The organism is Aliiglaciecola aliphaticivorans, assembly GCF_054782055.1.
Genome location: NZ_BAAGTF010000068.1, coordinates 1 through 6,910, shown reverse-complemented (window position 1 = coordinate 6,910; position 6,910 = coordinate 1). Strand labels below are relative to the sequence as shown.

The following is a 6,910-nucleotide window of genomic DNA, read 5'->3' as shown; positions in this document are numbered from 1 at the left end:
GACATAACTGCCACCATCGCTGGCACTGACGAAAGTCACTCCATCGGGTAAATCAACTTCCAATTCGAGGTTTTGCACTGCACTACCGGAGACATTACCGTAACTCAATTCATAACGATGCTCTTCCTCTGACGCTACGACCTGCTTGTCTGCAGTAATAGACAACATCAAACTCATTGAATCGTCATAAAGCACTGTGGGTTTCGTCCCAACTGTATATTGACCGCTACTCTCTGTCACTACAGCGTGACTCACCCAAGGAAGCGCATCAATCGGGTTATCGTGATATACAGGCACAATCAACACCTTAGATTCTCCAGCATCTAACTGGCCTATCGCTAACGTTGCCCACTCTCCCGCGTTACAATATGTAGAGCAACCTGTCATTTTTGGTAATGTTGTATTTACGTTAAACTCCGCTCCGGCGGAATTCATAATTTTTAAATTAACATCAGTTAACGTCAAGGCACCTTTATTGGCAACAACATAGCGATAATACAAGTATTGGCCTGGAGTACGTGTATCTCCGGTAACAGTGACATCAAGTGTTAAGTTTGTATCAGTTTTAACGACCACAATATCGGAAGCCTTAGCTAGCTCGATATTTTGATTACTTAAAATAGTAGTTGATTTATATAATGAACCGAGCGAAGCAGAACTTGATGTTTTCACCGTAAACTTACGTTTTTCACTACTCCCTATATTCTTAACACCGACGTTCCAGACAACATTATTGCCCACTTGCACACCATTTTCGGAAGCAGAAACAAGTGTGGTACCACTAGGAATACTAGCCTTCAATTCCGTTGATACCCACCCAGAGCTACCGACATTACCGAAGCTTACTTCAAAATCAATAGTGTCATTTTTCTTAACCTGTTGAGCTGTTGAGCTTAGACTCAACATGGCTGGTGCATCAAGGTCAATCGTTAAGTTTTGCTCATTAGTAATGGCAGACGATATACCATCATATATAACTGTTGAAGTCATCGTCACTTGCCCTTCGGCTGCATTGGATAAAACCCAAAGCGGTGCGATAATTATACGTGTTTCACCAGCTTCTAGATTTCCTAAATACCAAGTTGGAACTCCACCTTCACTGCATGAACTGCTGCAGTTACTACTTTGTGGAAAAGAGGCATTTTTGTAAAATCGTGTACCGGCCGGTACATCAGTTGAAACTATTACATTTCCTCTCGTGACACTATCAGTATTGCTAATGACTATTTTATAAACTTGGTATCTATTTCTTTGAGATTGATCTCCATCAGAACTTACATCAACGGTAAGAGCTAATGCGAAATGACTTACCATAAGCGTTAAAAAGGGGACAAGCCATTTAAGCGAATAACCAATGATTTTTTTGTGTGGATAGTTTTTTTTGTGTGGATAGTTTTTACAGTATTCCATGTGACGACACCTTGTATTGATAGACAACTTCAGGCTGACAAAAAACAGTATAAATTACATCCAGATTTATAGTCATTTAGCTGCATTTATAGACAATTAAGATGAAATAATCGCCACTTAATGAATAGTAAAAGCTTTTTTAATGTTGTATATTTGTTTCTAATAATTGTTAAAATTCAATATTTAGCATTGAGTTAGGTTGGAATTGGTTCGACTTTTCCTGTTCTGATAAGTTTGTCCACTAAAAGGAATTCGTTGTGGCAACAGATAACAACATTAGAAAAAGAAAGCGTGGAATTAAAGCTTCTAGACAAAAACTTGAAAAAGCACTCAAAAATGCTGGATTCAAAACTCAAACAGAATTAGCAATAAGGATCGCTGATTTAGAAAAATTAAATAATATTCCTAGGGATTTTGTTAGTAAAGTTTTTAGAGAACTACCAGTTGAGCATTCATCTTTAGAAAGAATATCCTCCGCGCTTGGTGTTGAGTCATATACACTTTTTTTGAACACACAGGAAGAGGTCACTACACCATCGAGTGACACTCAGAGTATAAATAAAAACAGTACTCCTCCATCTCATGCAGAAGAAGAAACGAAGCTAGATCCCAAAAACCTTAAGGATTCAGTAATAAATACGTCAAGGGAGCGTACTTCTAATAAGAGGCAACTTAAAAAGGTACATTTGAACTATAAGGTATACTTGATTACTTCGGTAACAATTGCTTTCCTTATATTTTTTACAATTAATCAAGCATCACCTACTAAAAGCAGCCGTAAATTAACGCAATTACCAGCGACCTTAGGTAAGTATGGCATCATAGTAGCCTTCAATAATTCCAAACAAGATATTATTCCTTTAGCTTCATTGAAGCGAGGGTTAAATAATGATGCTAACTTAACAAAGCTTGAATATGATTTGCTTAATAACAGTTTAAAGAGCACAAATGACATTTTGAGTATTTATCAAGCTGACTTACTATTAAATATTAATATAGAGATCCAACAAAACTTCGTAAAAGTGAGTGCCTCCTTATCTAATCCATATATTTCACAAAATATTTGGTCGATAATAACTAGACGAAGTTATTTTGATTCGAACCTGGATACAATCACTCAAAATTTAGTTGACTCAATCCTTTATACTCTAGATCTTAAGAACCAATTCACCCCTTTAATGCCATTGATACAAGATTCTGAGGCAGCAAATACTTATATACTAGGAAGAGTTTTACTCGATCAATCCCAAGATGTAAGTAAATTAGAACTTTCAGAGAAGTATTTTCGAGAATTAGTTTCACGTGAACCTGATTGGGCATTGGGAAACGCTGCGCTGTGTGAATCATTAATAGGATTGAGCTGGGTTAAAGATGAAAAGATAAAATTGGAAGAAGCTGAAGCTTTTTGCGATAGAGCCTATTCGAATGCCCCAGAGCACCCGTATGTTTTGTCTACACTTCTAAAAATGCTTAAGCGATCAGGCAGGATACAAGAAGCAATCACTATTATATTGAACATGAAAACACATCCAATTTATAATGATGTCGATTTGCTATTTTCAATCGCAAGTGTTTATTTTGAAGCTTTCCGTCAAACTCCTGAAGACAAAGACCTCTTAAATAAAGCCAGAACAACTGTACAACTTGCAATAAGTAATCAACCCACCTACTGGAAAGCTTTCAACTTATTAGGGCAACTAGAGCTTTCTCAAAAAAACTTAACCGGGGCAATTGAAGCATTTAATCAAGTAGTTACGGAAAATCCAAATGAATTGTTATTTACAAATATTGGAACTCTAAATTTTTGTTTGAATAAAGTTGACGTCGCAATTTTAAATTATAACAAAGCGTTAAAACTTGCTCCCCAATCCCATTATGGATTTGAAATGCTTGGTATGGTCCATTATTTTTCGGGGGAATACGAAGAATCTCTTAGTTATCGTAGCAAAGCACTCAAAATGGTAGGAGGGGATGGTATGCATCAAATGTGGGGAGCTTTGGGTGATAGTTACCTTCATCTAGGTAAGAAAATAAAGAGCTATGAAAGTTATCAAAAAGCGTTAGAAATACTTAAAAGAGATGAGTTAAGAGGAAATTTGACATTTTCTGATAAGGCTCACGAACTTTACTACATGACTAGAATGGCACCACCTCACTCATCGAAAAGTCTGCCCAAAACCGTACAACGAAAAATTCTAAATTTGAATGCATCTTACGAAAGCTTAGAAAGTAGTGCTTTATTAAAATTAGCATTAACAAATATGCTTTTAGAAAAATACGATAAATCAAAACAACAATATCAAACAGCAATTCAGCGCTGCGAAGTTTATAAACGGCACCCTGATCTTAAAAACTTATTAGCTAATAATTGAAATTCGGAAACTATTCCTAGTTACCAACCATCGATTTTAGATAATACTATTTTGTAGTTTTGATCGATGGATAAGATCTCTGCTAACTCTGAGTTTAATTCGTCAAAACTTGATTGAAATACATTTTTTTCTTCCGTTGAATAAAAATCATGCTTGCCAGAAAACTTTGTCTCCAGTAGGCCTTTTAGTTCTCTAAAATTAATCTCTGTATTTTCGTTATCAAACAATTTATTAGCTAAGGAAAAATTCAATGCTCTAAGTAAAGTTATTCCATTTATATTTAATGACTTATTTTTATGCTCATTGTCTTTGATAAATTTATGGGTATCATCGATGTCTAGTTTAGATAAAAAGTCGTCTAATAAATCGTTATTCTGCAAAGTGGACGAATTGAAATCACCAACGATAAAGTTATTAATTTTGAGGTTAGCCATCCATTGTTTATAAATTTCTAAGTAATTAAGAAAATAAGGGATGTTTTTAGGGAATGAGAACTCTTTAAAACTACCACCTTTAAGACCTGTAGAGTATAAACTCGAGTAAAGTTCAGTTTGTGGCCGAATATACATTATGATATCTATATTGCTTGTAAACTTTAACAGTAAAGCTTTTAGCCTTTCAAACTCTTCGACACTTCTAATTCTAGGATGCAACCATTCACAAGAGATAAGTAGCGTTTCACAATGAGATCTTTCAAGTTCCTCGTTTAATTCGAACTCAACCTCTTCTCTTAATTCAGAAATACTTTTATTTATAAACCTAGTCAGTTTTTTATCTTCGTCGCAACAATAAATTGCTAACTTAGTATGATTTTTTTTGCCCAAACTAGTTGGATACAAAATGCCATAATCAGACAAAAGAAGATCTCTATTTGCATATAGATGATTTTGTATAGATGTTGTACCTGTTTTCTCGCAACCAATATGCAATACTATTTTTTTTAATCTTTTCATTATTTCCAATTTTGAAACTAACTAATATTCATTTACTTTAGGTATTCAAATTATATTCTATCAGAGCACTGTTTATATCTTTCATTAACAAGTGTTTTTTATTCAGTTCAACTGATAATTAACGATGCTACTTCATAGATAAATTAATTTCCTAGAAATCAAACACTACATCAGTAGCATAAATATCTAAGCATGTCCGTTGGTTAGTTTATTTTTCTTGTTGAACAGTTGCAAACGCTTTAATTACTTATAATTATGATGAAAGAAGTTTCAAGAGTACCTGATCTATTGTAATCCCTCCAACATACAAGCTAGAGGAATATAATTTTAGGAATAAATAATATTTATTTCGCCAACGTCCAAGTACTATCCGTAGACCTCAACACTCCACGGTCTTTAATCGTTAAACCATTCATTAGATGCACTAAATTACGGGCCGTAGATTCATTGCGCCACAGAATATCCGTCTTACCATCACCATCATAGTCTCCCATGTTCGCGATTTGCCAGTTGGTGTCTCCCACTGTATTAATCAATTGACTGGTTTTAACTTGGCCATCTTCCATTAAATACGCCCAGTTGCGTCCATCAACTTGATTTCGTAAAACGATGTCATCTGTGCCATCTCCATCTAGGTCTCCTGAGCCCGCTATCGTCCAATCTCCATTAATTGTATTTAACACATACCGGTTGCCTATCTCGCCATCTTCCATTACCCAGATATAGTTGATACCCGTTACTTGATTACGCCAAATAACATCATCGGTACCATCTCCATTAATGTCGCCTATCGCGGCTATCTTGTAATTTAAGTCCGTTACCCACAATGACGGTTGATTAACACCTATACTCAACCCGTCCATCATATAGAACCAGGTATCTCCTCGGTCTACTCGACGCCACATCACGTCACCTTTGCCATCGCCATTAAAATCACCACTGCCTCGAATTTCCCATTGCGGGGCTGACACATAGTTAAGCACCTGACGTGTTTTAATACTCAGACCTTCCATTAAATAAATGAAATTTTGACCCGTTAATGTATTGCGCCACAGAATATCTGACATGCCGTCATCATCATAATCTCCCTGCCCCGCCATTAACCATCCGGCACCTTGAACCACATTAATTGGACGTGCCAACTTCGTCTTAACACCATCCATTGCCCAAAGATAATTCCAACCTCGCGCTTCACTGCGCCACAATAAATCTGATTTACCATCTCCGTCTACGTCGTTTCTGGCAGTTTTCATCACTTTTGTAATAAAAGAATGTATAGCGTCATTATTAGTTGTATCAACTTCAAACCCCTCATTAGATACTCTTGCACTAACTTCATGCTCACCCAATACACTAGATTCAAAAGAAATAGTAAATTTCAACGTTTCCCACTCGTTGGAAACTGCATATGAACATGTTCCAGTTCCTGAATATACACTGCAACTTGAGGCTGAAGAGTATGCCCCAGAAACGGCTATTGAGCGGTAACTTAAGTTTGAAGAATAATTAAACTCAAATTCAAAATTAGTAGGCTTTTCTAAAAAATCAGTTGCTGTCAATTCAAAACTACTACTGATATTTTCAATGTCTATTTCAGCATCCGAAACACTTTGCAATGCAAGATCTAAAGAATCGGAATCTCCGTGGGTAATTATGATATAAGGATTATCGCCTAAAGCTGCAATCTGTGATGCTGTCACATCGGTGTAATCTGTATTACTGTTTGTATCGGTAAGCCAGTCAACTTCTGTACTCCAAGTGCCATCAGCATCTGTACTGTCAAAAGTTACCGTTGTTTCGTGGCTGTATACCCCATCTAATTCGGTTGCTTGCCAACCTAAACCTGTACTGGGGAAAAAACTAACGGTTTTACTCTGACTAGTTGGTATACCTTCTGGTGGATTAATATCTAAGCTTACTAAATTAGGCTCTGATTCAGCTTCATATACATACACTTTTAAAGTGATAGTTTGTGTACCAGAGGAAACATCTATTGAATTTGTCGAAAACTCAAGTCCTCTAAATTCTGGAGGTGTAATGTCTGTAACCGTTGGGTTTAATACAGAAATATAAGGATTATCGCCTAAAGCTGCAATCTGTGATGCTGTCACATCGGTGTAATCTGTATTACTGTTTGTATCGGTAAGCCAGTTAACTTCTGTACTCCAAGTGCCA

General features: G+C 36.2%; 4 protein-coding genes. 1 reads left to right on the top strand and 3 read right to left on the bottom strand.

The window, feature by feature from the left end; all coding sequences use genetic code 11:
- Positions 1-1,410: COG1361 family protein (locus ACYVIL_RS20240; protein ID WP_460314542.1), on the bottom strand; the 1,410-nt coding region annotated here is incomplete at its 3' end.
- Positions 1,411-1,667: 257 nt separating this feature from the next.
- Between ACYVIL_RS20240 and ACYVIL_RS20235 the strand changes: the two genes are divergently transcribed.
- Positions 1,668-3,782, top strand: a complete 2,115-nt coding sequence (locus ACYVIL_RS20235; protein WP_460314540.1) for a tetratricopeptide repeat protein — start codon at positions 1,668-1,670, stop codon at positions 3,780-3,782.
- A gap of 20 nt (positions 3,783-3,802) precedes the next feature.
- Here the strand turns inward: ACYVIL_RS20235 and ACYVIL_RS20230 are convergent, their stop codons facing one another.
- On the bottom strand, positions 3,803-4,735 hold the full coding sequence (locus ACYVIL_RS20230; protein WP_460314538.1) for a hypothetical protein: 933 nt from the start codon (positions 4,733-4,735) through the stop codon (positions 3,803-3,805).
- A 344-nt stretch (positions 4,736-5,079) separates the two neighbouring features.
- A partial coding sequence (locus tag ACYVIL_RS20225; protein WP_460314536.1) for an FG-GAP repeat domain-containing protein occupies positions 5,080-6,910 on the bottom strand: 1,831 nt, incomplete at its 5' end.

What these genes read in the sequence shown, in the direction of transcription:
- ACYVIL_RS20230 (WP_460314538.1), bottom strand. Translation starts at nt 4,735, where the DNA reads ATGAAAAGATTAAAAAAAATAGTATTGCATATTGGTTGCGAGAAAACA.